Source organism: Bartonella sp. MU70NMGDW, assembly GCF_042194085.1.
GTDB classification, from domain to species: Bacteria; Pseudomonadota; Alphaproteobacteria; order Rhizobiales; family Rhizobiaceae; genus Bartonella; species Bartonella grahamii.
On sequence record NZ_JBHIMK010000366.1, the window covers coordinates 1 to 1,139 of the forward strand.

The window sequence follows — 1,139 nt, forward strand, 5'->3', positions numbered from 1 at the left end:
ATTTAATCAGCTTTAATATTGGTTATGATAAAGATACACAGAAATTCTTTTGTAGCATCACGTTGACTTCTTTAGCCAAGGATTGGCCTAGTATTATTCTCAATTTTTTAATAAAATAACCTTAAAGGACGCGTACAGACGCTCATAAGCGTGTACGCATACAAGTAAAATCATATGGGATTAATGTCGTTTCGCTCGCTAACAAAGCAATCTCGATTCATATCTGGTATATTTGCCATTTGAGTGCATTATTTGTGTAATAAAGCTCATGATGTTGCTGTTACCTATAAAAAAACACTAATCATACAGCTGCGTATCTCAAATAAATATTGGTTCAGTACTTTTTGCGATAACCGCTTTTACATGCCAGAATAGGATAAAAGTATTGCGTATATCTATTTTTTATAATCTCTGAAACAGACATACAATCTCATTGAGGAAAATATAAAGGTATAAAGATGAAAATCAGCGTGCTTTTTTACTCTCTTTTTTTATTCGGCTTTACGGTTTTCAAAAGTATCTAGAGCAATATCTTTTTAAATAATCAGAGATTGATGCATGGTTGCATGCTTATTCTCTGGTTCTTTTAATGGTCCACGATTTCATAAAGAAAAATACATTATCGTGTTATGCATTCACGTATTTGTTTTTATGAATATTGTAATATAAAATTTTCCATGAAGTTTATAAAATCTATAGTGCCTCACCATCTTTACGTTTATGAAAAAGAAAGTTAAATCACCATACACTTTCTAGCTCAAAATATTGCAATAGCTTTTAGTACTTAAGAGTGTTCATAAAAGGCCTTTTACTCCTTTTTTATAGTTTTTATCCACACGCTTCTCTATTTTTAAGGTGTAAGCAAATGTCGGTAACTAATTTACTATCAATAGTTTTGAAATAAGAGAATCTCACGATATTCTAATCTCGCCTTTGCTATGAAAAATGATAATTATGATTAAAAGCAGTATGTTGTTATAAAAACTTTAGTTTGCGAGTTGGCTGATGATGTGATCAAGAACAATACGTCCTTTGGTTGTTGCTTTTAAGCGTTGGTTATCTACCATTTCTATCAATTCTTGGTGTTGTAAATCGATCAGTTTTTCCATTGGGATGCGTTTAGGGCTTAAGGTTTCATA

The 1,139-nt window shown here is 31.3% G+C and carries 1 pseudogene; it reads right to left on the reverse strand.

Annotation, left to right across the window (positions count from 1 at the left end):
• Positions 1–986 precede the first annotated feature (986 nt).
• Positions 987–1,139: pseudogene (locus tag ACFIKE_RS11020) on the reverse strand (coproporphyrinogen III oxidase); the annotation flags it as partial.